Consider the following 17,015-nt stretch of genomic DNA (forward strand, 5'->3'; position numbering starts at 1 on the left):
GCGCAGGGCGATTTGTCCGGTCTGTTCAAGAAATCACTCTCCGACCGCGGCCCGATCGACCAGCATGACCGTCTCTCCGATCGAGCGCGCACGGTTTGCCGGCAGGCTTTCATCCTTTGAAAGCTTGTCCAGTATCGCACGTTTTTCTTTTCCCGCGACCTCGAACAGCATTTCGCGGCACGAGGCGAGCGCCGGCAGCGTGAGCGTCACCCGCGGCACGAAGGGTTCGACATGAGCCTGCGGCACGCCGGTGACCCAGCGCCTGGTCTCGGCGAGCGCCGGATAGCCGGGAAACAGCGAGGCGGTATGGCCATCGGGGCCGACGCCCATCAGCACGACATCGAACAGTGGTCGCTTCGGGTCGAGATCGTTGGCGCCGTAGAAGGTCTTCAGCTCGCGCTCATAACGCTGCGCGGATTCGTCGGGGCTGGCGGCATCGGTCGGGATCGGGTGGATGTGGTCCTTGGGTGCGAGACGATCGAGAAAAATGCGTCGCGCCATTGCCATATTGCTCAGGGGATCGGAAGGCGGAACGAAGCGCTCGTCGCCGATGAACCAGTGCACGCGGTCCCAGGGAATTCTTTTGGCGCAAGCGTCCGTCGCCAGCAATTGATAAAGCTGTTTCGGGCTCGATCCGCCGGTCAGGCAAATCGCGATGCGGCCCGGATTGGCAGCGATCCTCGCCATCAGATGTGCCGCGGCGGTGGCCGCAAGCGCAGCCGGATCGGCGACGACGATCCGGTTGATGGCGGCAGGCATCAGCCGAACTTGCGCCAGCTACGGCCGTCGCGCTCGATCAGTTGATCGGCCGCATCGGGGCCTTCGCTGCCGGCCTTGTAAGGTTCGAGACCGCGGGCGCCGGCTTTCTTCCAGGCGTCCAGGAAAGGCTGCACCGCCTGCCAGCCGGCCTCGACGCTGTCGGCGCGCTGAAACAGGATATTGTCGCCGATCATGCAGTCGTAGATCAGCGTCTCGTAACCCGTCGACGGCTCGACCTGAAAATAGTCCTTGTAGCGGAATTTCATCTCGACGCCGTCGATGTTGATCGTCGGGCCCGGCACCTTGGTGTTGAACTGAAGCGTGATGCCTTCGTTGGGTTCGACCGCGATGACGAGATAGTTCTGCGACAGGTTATCGACCGGGGTGTCGCGGAACATCGCAAACGGCGCCTGCTTGAACTTGATCGCGACTTCCGTCCGCTTCATGCCGAGCGCCTTGCCGGTGCGCAGGTAAAACGGCACGCCGGCCCAGCGCCAGTTGTCGATGGTCAGTCTCAGCGCGGCGTAGGTCTCGGTCGTGGAGTCCGGCTTGACGTCCTCGGTCTTGCGGTAGTCGGGGATGTCGTTGTCGCCGCTTTTGCCGGCCTGATACTGGCCGCGCACCGAATTCTTCAGCGCTTCGGCTTCGGTCTCGGTCTGGATCGCCGCCAGCACCTCGGCCTTTGCCGAGCGTACCGCGTGGGCCTCGAATTTCGCCGGCGGCTCCATCGCGACCAGCGACAACAGCTGGAACAGATGGTTCGGCACCATGTCGCGCAGCGCGCCGGTCGCGTCGTAGAAGCTGCCGCGATGGCCGACATCGAGCTTTTCGTCGACCGTGATCTGGATGTGGTCAATGTGGTTGCGATTCCAGATCGGCTCGAACATGCCGTTGGCGAACCGAAGCACCAGGATATTCTGGACCGTTTCCTTGCCGAGATAGTGATCGATCCGGTAGATCTGATGCTCTTCAGCGATGCTGAGCAGTTCGCCGTTGAGCGCCTTGGCGGAGGCGAGATCCGTGCCGAACGGTTTCTCGACGACGAGCCGCCGCCAATAACCGTTCTCCTTCAGCATGCCGGTGCGGCCAAGCTGCTTGGCGATCGGCGCAAACCCGGTCGGCGGCGTTGCCAGGTAAAACAGCCGGTTGCCGCCGGTCTGGCGGTTGGTCTCGAGCTTGTGCAAACGCTCGGCCATCGCATCGAACGAGGCCGGATCGCTGGGATCGGCCTCGATGCAGGTCACACATTCGAGCAGGCGCTTGGCGATCTCGTCATCGACGGGGCGCGTCTTGTATTTCTTCAGGCCCGCAAGCAGGCTTTCGCGCATTTCGTCGCTCGACATGCCCTTGCGCGCCACGCCGACCACGCAGAATTTCTCCGGCAACAGGTCGGCCGCTGCGAGGTTATAGAGCGCGGGGAGCACGAGACGATGCGTCAGGTCGCCGGTCGCGCCGAAGATGACGAACGAGCAGGACTCAGGTTTGTGCTTCTTGGCGGATGGTTTTGTCACGAATGGCCGGCCTTCGGTGGGTTGGACGCCCCTTGCGGGGCTTCATGCGGCTCCTTGTGGCCGCCAAAGCCCTCGCGCATCGCGGAGAGAATTTTTTCCGCAAACGTATGTTCCTTGCGCGAACGAAAACGTGCGAATAGCGCCGCGGTCAAAACCTCGGCCGGCACCGCCTCGTCGATCGCGGCATTCACGGTCCAGCGGCCTTCGCCGGAATCCTCGACAAAGCCCGAATAGGTCCCAAGCGTCGGGTTTTTCGCCAGCGCCGACGCGGTGAGGTCGAGCAGCCAGGAGGGGATGACGCTGCCGCGGCGCCAGACTTCGGCGATGTCGGCAATGTCGAGGTCGAATCGATGGTCTTGCGGTAGCGCTTCGATATTGGCGTTCTTGAGGATGTCGAAGCCTTCGGCATAGGCCTGCATCAGGCCATACTCGATGCCATTGTGAATCATTTTCACGAAATGCCCGGCGCCGACCGGGCCTGCATGCAGATAGCCCTGCTCGACGCGCGGATCGCGTCCCTGCCGTCCGTCGGTGCGCGGGATGTCGCCGATCCCGGGCGCCAGCGTCTTGAAGATCGGGTCGAGGCGATCGACCACCTGTTTGTCGCCGCCGATCATCATGCAGTAGCCGCGCTCGATGCCCCAGACGCCGCCGGACGTGCCGACATCGACGTAGTGAATGCCGCGCGCTTGCAGCGCCTTGCCACGGCGGACGTCGTCCTGCCAGAAGGTGTTGCCGCCATCGATGATGACGTCGCCTTTTTCCATCAGCTTGGCGATCGCTTCGATCGTGGTTTCGGTGATGCGGCCGGCCGGCAGCATGATCCAGGCGGTGCGCGGCTTTTCCAGCTTGCCGATGAATTCTTCCAGCATGTTCGCGCCCGCCGCGCCTTCTGCGGCGAGTCCAGCGACGGCCTTGGCGTCCTTGTCATAGACGACCGCCGTATGTCCGTTTCGCATCAGGCGGCGGACAATGTTGCCGCCCATCCGCCCGAGGCCAATCATGCCGAGTTGCATCGTGAGGTCCTCAGTTCAACGCTTGCCGGATGGCGTGGTCCAGTGTCTTCAGGCCGGCTTTGAGGTCGCCTTTCAGATGCACGCGCAATGCGCGCCGGCCGCGCTCGGTCAGCACGTCGAAGTCGCCGCGCGCCTGCGCCGCCTTGATGATGCCGAAGCTGGCTTTTTGTCCTGGCACCGGCAAATCCTTGGCATCGTCCGCCGTGATCTGGAGGAAAACGCCGGAGTCCGGACCGCCCTTGTAGGCTTGCCCGGTCGAGTGCAGGAAGCGCGGGCCGAATTCCGCACAGGTTGCGACGTGGCGTTGATCGCGCACGGCGAGCCGCGCGCCCTCCAGCGTGTCGATATGGTCGGCGTTGCGCTCGATATAGGCGAGTAGCGCGACATAATCGTCGGCATGGACGCGCGAGAAGTGCGCCTTCAGCCAGGATTCCAGCGTGCCGTCGGCGCCGGCCTTGCGCAAATCACTGGCATTGGCCTCGTCGGTATAGAGGTCGGCCTCGCCGGTCGAGATCACAGGTTCTTCCGCCGGCAGGCTGCCTGATTTTTCGAAAGCCGTCGTCAGCTCGCGTGTCTTGACCTTGGCGGCCTCGACATCGGGCTGGTTGAACGGATTGATGCCGAGAACGGCGCCCGCCACGGCAGTGGCGATTTCAAAGCGGTAGAATTCCTGGCCGATGTGTTCGATCGACTTGATCACGATGCGAACGACGGGATGGCCGGCTTTTTCCAGCGCATCGAGCCTGGCGTCGTGGCCCGCGTCGTTTTCGCCTTCGGTACGAAGATCGATAAAGAAGCGATCGTGGCCATAGACTGAGACCTCGGCAATGGTCTCGCCATCGATTGGAATCAGGCCCTTGCCTTCCTTGCCGGTGGATTCGGCGATGAGCTGCTCGGCCCAGGCGCCGAAATCGGCGATCTTTTCCGACGAGAAGATCGTCACCTTGTCGCGGCCTTCGAGCCCGGCAAGGCCCATGGCAAGGCCAAGCTGCACGCCGGGATTTTCATGCGGCGGCACATCCGCGCCGCAGGAACGCACCATCGCGAGCGTGTGATGGATCAGGCTCTTCACGTCGATGCCGGCCGTTGCCGCAGGCACCAGCCCGAAGGGTGACAGTACCGAATAGCGGCCGCCGATCGTGGGTTCGCCGTGGAACGTGCGCGCAAAACCCTGTTTCTTCGCGACCTTCTCCAGCGATGAGCCAGGATCGGTCACGGCGATGAAGCGATGCCCGGCTTTTTCGGCGCCGATCGCCTTGGAGACCTGCGCGAAGAAATAATCCTTCATCACGTTCGGTTCGGTGGTGCCGCCGGATTTACTCGAGACGATGAACACGGTCTTCTTGAGATCGATCGCCTTTTCCATCGCGCGAACCTGCGCCGGATCGGTGGAATCGAGCACGTGCAATTTGGGAAAGCCGGATTTCTTCGGGAACGTCTCGGCCAGTACTTCCGGCCCGAGGCTCGATCCGCCCATGCCGAGCACGACGGCGTCGGAGAAATTCTGCCCCTTCACTCGCCGCGCATAGTCCTCGTAGTCGGCGATGTCGGCCTTGGCCGGGCTGTCGAGCCAGCCGAGCCATTTGTTTTCGTCGTCGCCGGTCCAGACGGTCTTGTCCTTGTGCCAAAGCCTCCGGATCTTGGCGCCAGCGCGCCATTCTTCGGTGCTCTTCTCGACCGCCTTTTTCAGAGCGGAGCCAAGCGCGAGCTTCTGCGCGCCGATCGCGGCGCCGAGCACGGTGGCGCGCTTGTGGGCGACGGCGCCGTACAGCTTGTCGGCGGCGTCCGCGAATAATTTCACGCCGTCCTCGACGAGCTCTTCGGTGATCGCACCGAGCGAAACGCCGGACTTTTCGAGTTCGGCGAGGATTTGCCGTGCTTCCTCGACGTTTTCCTCAAGGCTGTCGCGCGGCTTGCCGTGGTCGCGGAAGGCGTCCAGCGTTGCCGGCGGCACGGTGTTGACCGTGTTCGGGCCGATCAGCTCCTCGACATAGAGCACGTCGCTATAGTCCTTGTTCTTGGTGCCGGTCGAGGCCCACAACAGCCGCTGTGGCTTGGCGCCCTTGGCAGCGAGCTTTTCCCAGCGCGCGCCGGAAAACAGCTGCTTGTATTCCTGATAAGCGAGCTTGGCGTTGGCGATCGCGACCTTGCCCTTCAACGCGGCGAGCCGTTCCTTTTCCTGCGGGTCATTGGCGCGCGCGATCTTCTCGTCGAGTTGCTTGTCGACCGCGCTATCGATGCGGCTGACGAAGAAGCTCGCGACGCTTGCGACATGGGAGGGATCGCCGCCATCGGCGACGAGCTTTTCGAGACCGGCGATATAGGCCTTCGCGACCTCGATATAGACCTGTTGCGAGAACAACAGCGTGATGTTGATGCTGAGGCCCTTGCCGGTCAGGTGCTCGATCGCGGGCAGGCCTTCCGGCGTCGCCGGCACCTTGACCATGAGGTTCTTGCGGTGCACGTCGTGCCAGAGCCGCATCGCCTCTGCGATGGTGCCCTTGGTATCCATGGCGAGATAAGGCGACACCTCCAGGCTGACGAAGCCGTCATTGCCGTGGAATTCGTCATAGACCGGCCGCAATACGTCGGCGGCGTGCTGGATGTCCTCGACCGCGACGTGTTCGAACAGGTCGGCGACCGAGCGATCGCCTTTTTTCAAGGCGTTGCCGATCGCGCCGTCATATTCGTCCGAACTGCCGATCGCTTTCTCGAAGATCGAGGGATTGGAAGTCACGCCCTTGACGCCGTCGGTATCGATCAGCTTCTTCAGCTCACCCTTGGCGACAAAGCCGCGTGCCAGAAAATCCAGCCAGACAGCCTGGCCATGGTTTTCGAGTTGCTTGACCGGATTCATGGTGTCCTGTTTCGGTTTGAGCAGAAGGGGCGTGACAGCTGGAAGCGGACATTAGCGAGAGGGGCTGCCCTCAACAATCCCGGAGGATTAGCCCCTTAAGTGACCGGATTATGGGCACCCCGAACCGGATAACGCTTCGGCGGCGATATCGATCCTCCGGGATGCCAGCCTAAGTCGTCACGTCCGATCAATTTTTCGGCTTCATGACGGCCCGCCATGTCATGGACTCTCCCAATCTTGCATGTCTGGGCTGTTACGGTCAGTGCCTTCCGGGCGATCTTGGCCACTGCTATCGTACCTCCATAAAAATAACTGCAGGGAGGATCACCACATGCTGCCAGAGGATGTCAGAACCACCAGTCGACGCCGCTTTTTGCAATATTGCGCGGCCTCGCCCCTGCTGGCGTCCGGGGCCTTCGCGGCCAAGGCTCTGGAAGCACCGTCGAAATTGCCCGATCCGATGATGTGGGCGCCGCCCGGCAGCATCGAGCCCATCAAGAGCCCGAAAGAGGCGATCAACGTGTTCGATTTCGAACCGGTCGCGCGGGCCAACGTGCCGCCGGCCCATTTCGGCTACATGGCCTCCGGCATCGACGACGAAGTCACGCTGCGCGCCAACCGCGAGGATTTCAGGAAATTCCAGTTGATGCCGCATCGGCTCAACGACGTCTCCAAGATCGATACCTCGATCGAACTGTTCGGAACGAAATACGACTCGCCGATTTTCGTCTGCCCGACCGGCGCCAACCAGTTCTTCCACCCCGATGGCGAACTGGCGGTGGCGCGCGCGGCGAAGGCCGGCAATCACCTGCAGATGCTGTCGACCTCGTCGAATTTCTCCGTCGATGACGTGACCAAGGAGCGCGGCGGTCCGGTCTGGTTTCAGCTCTATGCCTCGCCGAGCTTTGAGGTCGCGAAAGCGCTGATCAAGCGCGCCGACGGCGCCGGCTGTCCGGTGCTGATGGTGACGGTGGACCGCCTCGCCGGCCGTAACCAGGAGACGCTCTTCCGCCTGATGAAGTCCGACACCCGTCAATGCTCAGGCTGTCATGATCGCTCGAGTTTTGCCTCACGCGCGCTGCGCCGGCACAACTACGACGGCATCGATCTCACCGGCATCAAGGGCGCCGGCGAATCGTCGAATCTCGATTGGGACACCGTCAAGCGCATGCGCGACGTCACCAAGATGAAGATCATGCTCAAGGGTATCATCACGGCCGACGACGCCGAGCTTGCCGTGCAGAACGGCATCGACGGCATTCTGGTGTCCAACCATGGTGGCCGCGGCGAAGACAACGGCCGCTCGACCATCGACGCGCTGCCCGAGATCATCACGGCGGTGAAGGGACGGATGCCGGTCATCGTCGACTCCGGATTCCGCCGCGGCACCGATGCGGTGAAGGCGCTGGCGATGGGCGCGCAGGCGGTCGGCGTCGGCCGCCCCTATCTCTGGGGGCTCGGCGCTTTCGGCCAGGAAGGCGTGGAGCGCGTGCTTGAACTCGTGCGCATCGAGACAAAAGCCGCCATGCAGCAATGCGGTGCCAAGTCGGTGAAGGAACTCAATGCGAGCTATGTGCGCCGGGTGACGTGACGAAGCTTCGGGATGGGTTTGAGGTCGTGCGTAGGCTGTTCATTTGCCTTTCATCTGCCGAATGCTAGGTTCCTGCTGATTTTCCGGCCCGTTCGGTAAAATCGTTGCAAAAGGAGGAAGAGGATGATTCGGACTTTCCTTATTGGCACCACCTTGGCACTGGGTCTGACGACCGCTGCCAGCGCGGCAGTTTCGCCTGCGCCGATGGGCGTTACCAACAGCTCGGTGATCAAGGTTGCGGAAGGCTGCGGACGTGGCTGGTGGCGTGGCCCCGGCGGCCGGTGTCATCCGATGTTCGACGGTCGGGCTTGCCCTCCCGGATACCATCTCGGACCGGAGCGCCGGCGCTGCTGGCCCAACTAATCGTCGACTGAACTTGAACGGCGGCCGGGTCATTGCGACCCGGCCGTTTTCATTTGGGAACAGACACATTCGGAAACGTTGGCGCCCAGCCCACTGTCATCGCGTCGTCAAGTCAGGATTTATTGAAGTGCCGCTTCGCTTTCGGCATTCATGAATTTCGGTGTCGAGTGTCTAATCTGACAGATCGACGGGAGGAGGGGACACCGTTCCGATTTTTATTCGGCTTTTGAAGTCAGGAACTCTGAAATGGACGGCGGTCTACAGCAAAGCAAGGTCCCCGAAGTCACTCTGATTTTCTGGCTGATCAAGATACTTGCAACGACGCTCGGGGAAACCGGTGGTGATGCGGTATCGATGTCGATGGACTTCGGCTATGCGCTCTCCAGTCTCTTGTTCATCGGCATCTTTTTCGTTGCGGTGGCCGCACAGATTTCTGCCAAATCTTTTCATCCGCTGCTGTACTGGTTCGTCGTGATCACGACCACGACCGCGGGTACGACGATTGCGGATTTCGCTGACCGCTCGCTTGGAATCGGTTATCCCGGCGGCGCTTCGCTGCTGTTCCTGCTCCTGTTGGCGTCTTTCACCTTCTGGTACAGCTCTGAGGGAGCCATATCGGTCGCGACCGTGACCGGGCCGAGGGTCGAGGCCTTCTACTGGGTTTCGATCCTGTTTTCGCAGACGCTTGGTACTGCGCTTGGCGACTGGATGGCCGATACGAACGGGCTCGGCTACGCGGGTGGGGCGCTGGTATTCTCTGCCGGCATTGCCGTCATCGCGGCAGCCTATTTCTGGACCAGTATATCCCGAACGTTGCTGTTCTGGGCCGCCTTCATCCTGACGCGTCCGCTTGGCGCCACTCTCGGCGATTGGCTCGACAAGCCTGTACAGGACGGCGGTCTGGCCTTCAGCCGATACCATGCAACGGCGCTTCTCGGCGCGGCTATCCTTGCATGCGTTGCATTCCTGCCGCAGCGGGCTGGTCCGCATGCGGGCGAACCCGGTGCATCGCGTTCCTAGGGGCAGGCAGCAAGATCAACGCAAGGATGCGTTGATCTTTTCCAGCGCCGTCGTGCCGGGACAAAGCACATCGGCCTCGAGGCGATTGAGCGGCTGCTCCACCGTGTTGAGGTGGCTGTGCAGGTCTTCCGCATCGGGGTCGACGTAAAGCAGTCCAGTGACGATCTGCCCCTTGGCGGCATGTTTCTGCAAGAACGCCATCGCGCCGACGCGGTCATGCGCGTCGTAGTCGGCATCGATCTTGCGCAGCGCGATCTTGCTGCCGTCGTGCTGCTCGACCACCTGCACCGTACCGGGCGCGTAATCGACCGAGATCGGCTCGCGGCCGGTCAGCACGTCCAGGCGATTCACCGCGTCGTTGTGCTCGCGCACATAATCGAAGCTCTTGGTCGAGCCGGCATGATTGTTGAACGCAATGCAGGGGCTGATGATATCGATGAATGATGCGCCCTTGTGTTCGATCGCAGCCGCGATCAACGGCACCAGCTGGGTCTTGTCGCCGGAGAAGCTGCGCGCCACGAAGCTCGCGCCGAGCTGAAGCGCAATTGCGACCAGATCGACCGCGTTGTCGGTATTGGTCACGCCCTTCTTGGATTTCGAGCCGCGGTCGGCGGTGGCCGAGAACTGGCCCTTGGTGAGGCCGTACACGCCGTTGTTCTCGACGATATAGGTCATGTTGACGCCGCGCCGGATCGAATGCGCGAACTGGCCGAAGCCGATCGAAGCCGAGTCGCCGTCGCCGGAGACACCGAGATAGATCAGGTCGCGGTTGGCGAGATTGGCGCCGGTCAAAACCGACGGCATGCGGCCGTGCACGGTATTGAAGCCGTGCGAATTGCCGAGGAAATAGTCCGGCGTTTTCGACGAGCAGCCGATGCCGGAAATCTTCGCCACCCGATGTGGCTCGATCGAGAGCTCGTAGCAGGCCTCGATGATGGAGGCGGTGATTGAGTCATGGCCGCATCCGGCGCACAGCGTCGAAATCTTGCCTTCGTAGTCGCGATGGGTATAGCCGAGGCGATTCTTGGTCAGGCCCGGATGGTGGAATTTGGGCTTGGCGATATAGGTCATGACTTCACCTTGCGCAGCGGAGTCAGCTTGAGCTGATCCTGATGTTCGCCGATCGCGTTTGCGATGAAACGGGCGGTGATCGGCGTGCCGTCATAATGGCGGATCGGCACCAGCCGCACCGGATCGATGCCGTTCTCGTTGACGATCAGCGAACGAAGCTGGGCGTCGCGGTTCTGCTCGACCACATACACGAAGTCGTGGTCGGCGATGAAGCTCGCGACGGAGGAGTGGAACGGGAAGGCGCGGATGCGCATGCGGTCGAGCATGTGGCCGCGCGCTTCCAGAAGCTGGATCGCCTCGTCCATCGCCGGCGCAGTCGAGCCGAAATAGAGCACGCCGTATTTGGTCGGCTTGGCGGCGTTGGCCTGCAACGGCCGCGGCACCATGTCCTGCGCGGTCTCGAACTTGCGCACCAGCCGCTGCATGTTGTCGGCGTAGACCGCGCCTTCTTCGGAGTATCGCGCGTAACGGTCGCGCGAGGTGCCGCGGGTGAAGTAGGAGCCTTTGGTCGGATGCGTACCCGGATAGGTGCGGTAGGGGATGCCGTCGCCATCGACGTCCAGATAGCGGCCGAAGTCGCGACCCTCGTCGAGCATCTCGGCGGTCATCACCTTGCCGCGGTCATATTGCCGGGCATCGTCCCACTTCAAGGGACGGCTGAGCCGGTGATTCATGCCGATGTCGAGATCGAGCATCAGGAAGATCGTGGTCTGAAGCCGCTCGGCGAGATCGAAGGCTTGCGCCGCGAATTCGAAGGCTTCGGCCGGGTCTTCCGGAAACAGCAGCACGTGCTTGGTGTCGCCGTGCGAAGCATAGGCGCAGGCGATGATGTCGCATTGCTGGGTGCGGGTCGGCATGCCGGTCGAGGGGCCGGCGCGTTGCACGTTCATGATCACGGCCGGAATTTCAGCGAAGTACGAAAGCCCGATGAATTCGGTCATCAGCGAGATGCCGGGGCCGGAGGTCGCCGTGAAGGCGCGTGCGCCGTTCCACCCGGCGCCGACCACGATGCCGATCGAGGCCAGTTCGTCTTCGCCCTGCACGATCGCATAGTTGGCCTTGCCGGTTTTGGGATCGTGCCTCAGCTTCTTGCAGTGGGCGCCAAAGGCGTCCGCCAGCGAGGACGACGGCGTGATCGGATACCAGGCGCAGACGGTGGCGCCGCCATAGACTGCGCCGAGGGCTGCCGCGCTGTTGCCTTCGATGAAGATGCGGTCGCCGACCTTGTCGGCTTTCTTCACCTGCAACCCGATCGGGCATTTCAGGTTTTGCAGCGCCCAGTCGCGCCCCAGATGCAGCGCGTGGACGTTCGAGGATAAGAGCTTTTCCTTGCCCTTGTACTGCTCGGCGATCAGTTGCTCGATCAGCTTCGGGTCCATGTCGAGCAGCGCACACAGGCTGCCGAGATAGATGATGTTCTTGAACAGCTGGCGCTGGCGCGGGTCGGTATAGGTCGAGTTGGTGATCGCGGTCAGCGGCACACCGATCACGGTGATGTCGTCGCGGAATTTCGACTGCGGCAGCGGTTTGGTGGAATCGTAAAACAGGTAGCCGCCGGGCTCGATTCCGGCGACGTCCTTGTCCCAGGTCTGCGGGTTCATCGCCACCATCAAGTCGACGCCGCCGCGGGCGCCGAGATGGCCATCTTCGGTTACCCGCACCTCATACCAGGTCGGCAGGCCCTGAATGTTGGAAGGGAAGATATTGCGTGGGCTGACCGGCACGCCGTGGCGCAGGATGGAGCGGGCGAACAGTTCGTTGGCGCTCGCCGAACCCGAGCCATTGACGTTGGCGAAGCGGACGACGAAGTCGTTTACGCTGCTGATCGGGCTTTGGACGGGCATGATGTTCCTGCATAGGTCATGTCGATCAAATACTTCTGCATGTCCCAGGCGCCGGTGGGACAACGCTCGGCGCAGAGCCCGCAATGCAGGCAGACGTCCTCGTCCTTCACCATGACGCGTCCGGTCTTGAGGTCGCTCGAGACGTAAAGATCCTGATCGGGATGAGACGAGGGCGCCTTCAGCCGTTGGCGCAAATCCGCCTCGTCGCCGTTTGGCGTGAAGGTGATGCAGTCCATCGGGCAGATGTCGACGCAGGCGTCGCATTCGATGCAGAGCGAAGTCGAAAACACCGTCTGCACGTCGCAGTTCAGGCAGCGCTGCGCTTCGCCCAGCGCCAGCTTGACATCATAGCCGAGCTCGACTTCGGCGCGGATGTCCTTTAGCGCGATCACCTTGTCGCGATGCGGCACCTTGAAGCGCTTGTCGTCGGAAATGTCGTTATCGTAGCTCCACTCGTGAATACCCATCTTCTGCGAAGAAATATGCACCTCGGGCAGCGGCCGTTCCTGCACGTCTTCGCCGGAGATCAGCCGGTGGATCGAGAGTGCGGCGTCGTGGCCGTGCGCGACCGCCCAGATGATGTTCTTGGGGCCGAACGCGGCGTCGCCGCCGAAAAACACCTTGGGATTGGTCGAGCCCATGGTCTTGGCATCGACCTTCGGCATGTCCCATTTGTCGAACTCGATGCCGCAATCGCGCTCGATCCAGGGAAATGCGTTTTCCTGGCCAACGGCGACCAGCACGTCGTCGCAGTTGATCGTCTCGTGCGCCTCGCCGGTCGGCACCAGGTTGCGCTTGCCCTTGGCGTCGTATTCGGCCTTCACCTTCTCGAAGGTGACGCCGGTGAGCTTGCCGTTGTTGTGCACGAAGGCGACCGGCACCATGAAGTTGAGGATCGGAATATCCTCATGCATGGCGTCTTCCTTCTCCCAAGGAGAGGCCTTCATCTCCTCGAAGCCGGAGCGCACGATCACCTTGACGCTCTCGCCGCCGAGGCGGCGCGCGGTGCGGCAGCAATCCATCGCTGTGTTGCCGCCGCCGAGCACGATCACGCGCTTGCCGATCTTGTCGGTGTGGCCAAACGAGACGCTGGAGAGCCAGTCGATGCCGATGTGGACGTGGCTTGCTGCCTCTTTGCGTCCGGGGATCTCGAGTTCGCGGCCGCGCGGGGCACCGGAGCCGACGAAGATCGCGTCGTAATTTTCCGAGAGCAGTTTCTTGAGGCTGTCGATGCGGTGACCGGCCTTGAACTCGATGCCGAGGTTGAGGATGTAGTCGGTCTCTTCGTCGATGACGGAGTCAGGCAGGCGGAATTTCGGGATCTGCGTCCGCATCATGCCGCCGGCCTTCGGGTCCTGGTCGAACACGGTGCAGTGGTAGCCGAGCGGCGCAAGATCGCGCGCCACCGTCAGCGAGGCCGGCCCGCCGCCGATGATGGCGATTCGCTTGCCGTTCTTCGCAGCCGGACGCGGCAGGCGGCTCTTGATGTCATCCTTGAAGTCGGCGGCGACGCGCTTGAGGCGGCAGATCGCGACCGGATTTTCCTCGACCCGGCCGCGGCGGCAGGCCGGCTCGCAGGGACGGTCACAGGTGCGTCCGAGAATTCCCGGAAACACGTTCGATTTCCAATTGATCATGTAGGCGTCGCTGTAGCGGCCTTCGGCGATCAAGCGGATGTATTCCGGAACGGGAGTGTGTGCGGGGCAGGCCCATTGGCAGTCGACTACTTTGTGGAAGTAGTCCGGCGCCGAGATGTCAGTCGGTTTCATTCCTACCTATCCGCGCAAGCTTCCTGGTGGAAACAGCGCGGCCTTATTTTGTACGAACGCTCAGATCACGGCGTTCTTTCGGTTCTTAAATTGCTTCATCTGTTTATCGCATTAAAGCCCCAATCATGCTGATGTCCAAAGCCAATTTTGTTTGATCGTTCAGCTTTCCCGAATGAGTAGCGGATTTGTCGCATAAAGATTAATTTATGTGGCGGTGCAGCATGAACGAATGCGCCGAACGTCGCAGGAAATGTTTCTTCTTATGAAATGTCGGCTTTGGCGATGTCCCAGAGCAGACGGTAGGAGCCGCTCGCAACGATGGTCATCAAAGGCCCGCACTTGTTCAACCGCGGAGCAATGAACTTTGGCGGGTTAGCGTCGGTGTGATCGATGAGCCAGAACCAGTCGCTGGTGCCCTCATCCGAAGCATTGCCGGTGAGGGGTCTTGAGAGCCGAGGGTCGCTTTCGAGCAGATGCATCGAGATCACACCATCAAGGCCGTCAGGATCGAGTGCGTCGCGAAGGCGCGCACGCAGTTCATCTTCTTGTCCACGCGCTGGCCGCATGCGGACAATGCCGAGCCAGGCCGCGCGACCTTTGCCGCGGCTGATCGTGATGCGCGCCACGCTGCGGATCATGTTCTTGAAGCGCGCGATGTTTGCTTTCGACCAGGCAGTCTGGCTGGCAAGCGCCGCCCGATAGGCGGGGCTGTCGAGCACCTCGAAGGTTTCGGTCGAATAGAGGCTCAGATATTTCGGCATCGAGCTTTCTTCGGCGATGTAACGCCGCGCCTCGATGAAACCTTCGATGGCGACACGCTCTTCGAGATGTTCGCGGTCGTACCAGCGGTTGAAGTCGGCCTCATCAGCGGCATCGACGTCCATCGAGGTCAGCAGCATGCCTTTTCCGGCGATTGGCATTTTGTGTTCTCCCAATCCTCATGGTGAGGAGGCGTGAAACGCCGTCTCGAACCATGAGGCCAAGCTGTTGGCCTCATCCTTCGAGACGCTTGCTTTGCAAGCTCCTCAGGATGAGGGGGTAGCTAGCTTGCAATCCTCGACGCCACGTCGGCGATCGCCTTCATCACGGCGTTGCGCACGCCGGGATCGTACAGCGTATGGCCGGCGCGTTCGACGACGCGAAGTTCGGCATCGACCCATCGCGACGCCAGCGCATGCGCGGTCGCGGGCGGACACAACAGATCATATCGTCCCTGCACGATGACGCCGGGAATGCCGGTGAGCTTGCCGGCATCATCCAGCAGCTGGTTCGGCCGTATGAAGCAGTCATTGGCAAAGTAATGCGCTTCCATGAACGGCGTGGCGGGCAGCGCGCCTGACGATTTCAACAATGCGAGGTCCAGCCGCATCCGCGTCGGCGAATGTTCCGACAGGATTCGCTCGGTGTCGTGCCAGGCGCGGGCGAAGGGGGCATGCACCGTCGCATCGGCATCGAGAATGCGCCGCCAATAGGCTTGCAGCGGTTGCTTGCGCTCGGCTTCGGGCAGCAGGTCGATGAAATCATCGCTGAGCGCGGGATAAAACTGCGGCAGCGTCTTCAGGAATGCGGCGTCAAGCTCCGCGCGCGTACCGAGGAACGTCGCGCGCAACACGATGCCGGACACGCGGTTCGGACAGACTTGCGCATAAGCCAGCGCCAGCGTCGCGCCCCAGGAGCCCCCGACCACCAGCCAGCGCTCGAAGCCGAATTTTTCGCGGATCGTCTCCATATCCGCGATCAGGTGCGGCAACGTATTGTGCTCACGGAAGCCTTTGGGGCGGCTGCGGCCTGCGCCGCGCTGATCGAACAGCACCGCATGGAATCGTTCGGGATCGAACAGGCGGCGGTGATCGGGCTGGCATCCGCTGCCGGGACCGCCATGCAGATAGACGGCGGGCATACCGCCTTCGCGGCCGACGCTCTCGACATGGATTTCGTGGCCGTCGCCGACCGGCAACAGTTCGGACGTCAGCGTCGTAAAGGGATCGGCGCGTCCCACGCCCGCGTCAGGTGGCACTTTCCGTCTCCGGCGTGCCGCCCGCGAAATTGCGATAGATGAAGCGGTTGTGCTCGCCGGCCGCTTCGTCGGATGCGGCCTTGAAAATCCGCTCATGGTGCGGCGACAGCGTGCAGGCGGGGTCGGTATTGCCGGCGTCGCCCGTCAGCGCAAAGGCCTGGCAGCGGCAGCCGCCGAAATCGACCTCGCGAAATTCGCAACTCTTGCACGGCTCGGGCATCCAGCCGGTGCCGCGATAGCGGTTGAAAGCCTCGGAGTTTTGCCAGATCCAGGCGATCGAATGATTGGAGCGCACGGACAGGAATTCGAGCCCGGTGATGCTCTCGGCGGCGTGGCACGGCAGGATCTTGCCGGCCGGCGAGATGTTGAAGAATTGCCGGCCCCAGCCGCCCATGCATTTCTTCGGCCGCAGCGCGTAATAGTCCGGCACGACGTAATCGATCGCGAGCGTGCCTTTGAGGCGCGTCTGCGCCTCCTCGACGATGCGGCTCGTCTCCTCGATCTGCTCCAGCGTCGGCATCAGCGCGGCGCGGTTCTTCAGCGCCCAGCCGTAATACTGCACGTTGGCGACCTCGAGCCGGTCGGCATCGAGATCGACCGCCATCTGGATGATGTCAGGCAGTTGATGCAGGTTTTGCCGGTGCATCACGGCGTTCACCGTCAGCGGCAACTCGAGCTCGCGCGTCCATTTGGCGACTTCGAGCTTCTTGGCGTGCGCATTCTTGAAACCGGCGACGCGATCGGCCACGACAGGCTCGTTGCCCTGGAAGCTGATCTGAACATGGCAAAGCCCGGCATCGGCCAACGCAGCGAGCTTCTCGCGCGTCAGCATGACGGCCGAGGTGATCAGGTTGGAATAGAGCCCGACGTCGCTGGCATGCTGAACCAGTTCGACGATGTCCTTGCGCGCGGTCGGCTCGCCGCCGGAAAAATGGATCTGCAACACGCCGATCTCGGCGAGCTCGCTCAGGACCTTTTTCCATTCTTCGGTGCTGAGCTCGGTGCCGGCACGATCGAGCTCGATCGGATTCGAGCAATACGGACATTGCAGCGGGCAACGGTGGGTGAGCTCGGCCAGCACGGCCAAGGGAATCCCAAACGTCTCCGCCGTCGAGCGGCGGGATTCCAGCGCCGCCAGCCCGTCAGCGGGATCAGCAACAAAGGGATTCGCATCGGTCAGCGTCGGACTCATGATGT

13 protein-coding genes are annotated in these 17,015 nt (G+C 62.1%); 3 read left to right on the plus strand and 10 right to left on the minus strand.

What is annotated here, in order from left to right; genetic code table 11:
* Positions 1–33 precede the first annotated feature (33 nt).
* From pgl to BUA38_RS19835, 4 genes are read right to left on the minus strand one after another with little or no spacing between them, the layout of a single operon-like run.
* Positions 34–759 (minus strand): 6-phosphogluconolactonase, encoded by a 726-nt coding sequence (gene pgl, locus BUA38_RS19820; protein ID WP_072820406.1) that lies wholly within the window; start codon positions 757–759, stop codon positions 34–36.
* A complete protein-coding gene (zwf, locus tag BUA38_RS19825; protein WP_072820408.1) occupies positions 759–2,270 on the minus strand; it encodes a glucose-6-phosphate dehydrogenase in 1,512 nt (503 codons plus the stop codon). Before zwf ends, pgl begins: the two co-directional genes overlap by 1 nt.
* A complete protein-coding gene (gnd, locus tag BUA38_RS19830) occupies positions 2,267–3,286 on the minus strand; it encodes a phosphogluconate dehydrogenase (NAD(+)-dependent, decarboxylating) (RefSeq protein WP_072820410.1) in 1,020 nt (339 codons plus the stop codon). Before gnd ends, zwf begins: the two co-directional genes overlap by 4 nt.
* A 10-nt stretch (positions 3,287–3,296) precedes the next feature.
* A complete protein-coding gene (locus BUA38_RS19835) occupies positions 3,297–6,143 on the minus strand; it encodes a bifunctional transaldolase/phosoglucose isomerase (RefSeq protein WP_072820412.1) in 2,847 nt (948 codons plus the stop codon).
* A 331-nt stretch (positions 6,144–6,474) separates the two neighbouring features.
* Here BUA38_RS19835 and BUA38_RS19840 point away from each other — a divergent pair, with 331 nt between their 5' ends.
* The 3 genes from BUA38_RS19840 (at position 6,475) to BUA38_RS19850 (ending at position 9,117) form a co-directional block, all read left to right on the plus strand.
* Positions 6,475–7,734, plus strand: a complete 1,260-nt coding sequence (locus BUA38_RS19840) for an alpha-hydroxy acid oxidase (protein ID WP_172806054.1) — start codon at positions 6,475–6,477, stop codon at positions 7,732–7,734.
* A gap of 204 nt (positions 7,735–7,938) precedes the next feature.
* A complete protein-coding gene (locus BUA38_RS38805; RefSeq protein WP_425304982.1) occupies positions 7,939–8,097 on the plus strand; it encodes a GCG_CRPN prefix-to-repeats domain-containing protein in 159 nt (52 codons plus the stop codon).
* A gap of 246 nt (positions 8,098–8,343) precedes the next feature.
* Positions 8,344–9,117: a hypothetical protein gene (locus BUA38_RS19850; RefSeq protein ID WP_072820416.1), complete on the plus strand. Its 774-nt coding sequence runs from the start codon at positions 8,344–8,346 to the stop codon at positions 9,115–9,117.
* A gap of 15 nt (positions 9,118–9,132) precedes the next feature.
* Here BUA38_RS19850 and BUA38_RS19855 read toward each other — a convergent pair whose 3' ends face one another.
* From BUA38_RS19855 to pqqE, 6 genes are all read right to left on the minus strand, one after another.
* Positions 9,133–10,188, minus strand: a complete 1,056-nt coding sequence (locus tag BUA38_RS19855; protein WP_072820418.1) for a 2-oxoacid:ferredoxin oxidoreductase subunit beta — start codon at positions 10,186–10,188, stop codon at positions 9,133–9,135.
* Positions 10,185–12,032: a 2-oxoacid:acceptor oxidoreductase subunit alpha gene (locus BUA38_RS19860; protein WP_072820420.1), complete on the minus strand. Its 1,848-nt coding sequence runs from the start codon at positions 12,030–12,032 to the stop codon at positions 10,185–10,187. The genes BUA38_RS19855 and BUA38_RS19860 overlap by 4 nt, the downstream gene beginning before the upstream one ends.
* Positions 12,002–13,801: an FAD-dependent oxidoreductase gene (locus tag BUA38_RS19865; protein ID WP_072820422.1), complete on the minus strand. Its 1,800-nt coding sequence runs from the start codon at positions 13,799–13,801 to the stop codon at positions 12,002–12,004. The genes BUA38_RS19860 and BUA38_RS19865 overlap by 31 nt, the downstream gene beginning before the upstream one ends.
* A gap of 260 nt (positions 13,802–14,061) precedes the next feature.
* Positions 14,062–14,721, minus strand: coding sequence for a DUF4286 family protein (locus BUA38_RS19870; protein WP_072820424.1), 660 nt, complete (start codon positions 14,719–14,721; stop codon positions 14,062–14,064).
* 122 nt (positions 14,722–14,843) lie between these two features.
* Entirely contained in the window at positions 14,844–15,818 is a 975-nt protein-coding gene (pip, locus tag BUA38_RS19875) for a prolyl aminopeptidase (RefSeq protein ID WP_072820426.1), read from the minus strand.
* Positions 15,808–17,010 carry a pyrroloquinoline quinone biosynthesis protein PqqE gene (gene pqqE, locus BUA38_RS19880; RefSeq protein WP_072820428.1) on the minus strand — a complete coding sequence of 401 codons (1,203 nt, stop codon included), beginning with the start codon at positions 17,008–17,010 and terminating at the stop codon, positions 15,808–15,810. Before pqqE ends, pip begins: the two co-directional genes overlap by 11 nt.
* Positions 17,011–17,015 lie beyond the last annotated feature (5 nt).

Origin of the sequence: Bradyrhizobium erythrophlei (assembly GCF_900142985.1) — a bacterium.
GTDB lineage: Bacteria > Pseudomonadota > Alphaproteobacteria > Rhizobiales > Xanthobacteraceae > Bradyrhizobium > Bradyrhizobium erythrophlei_B.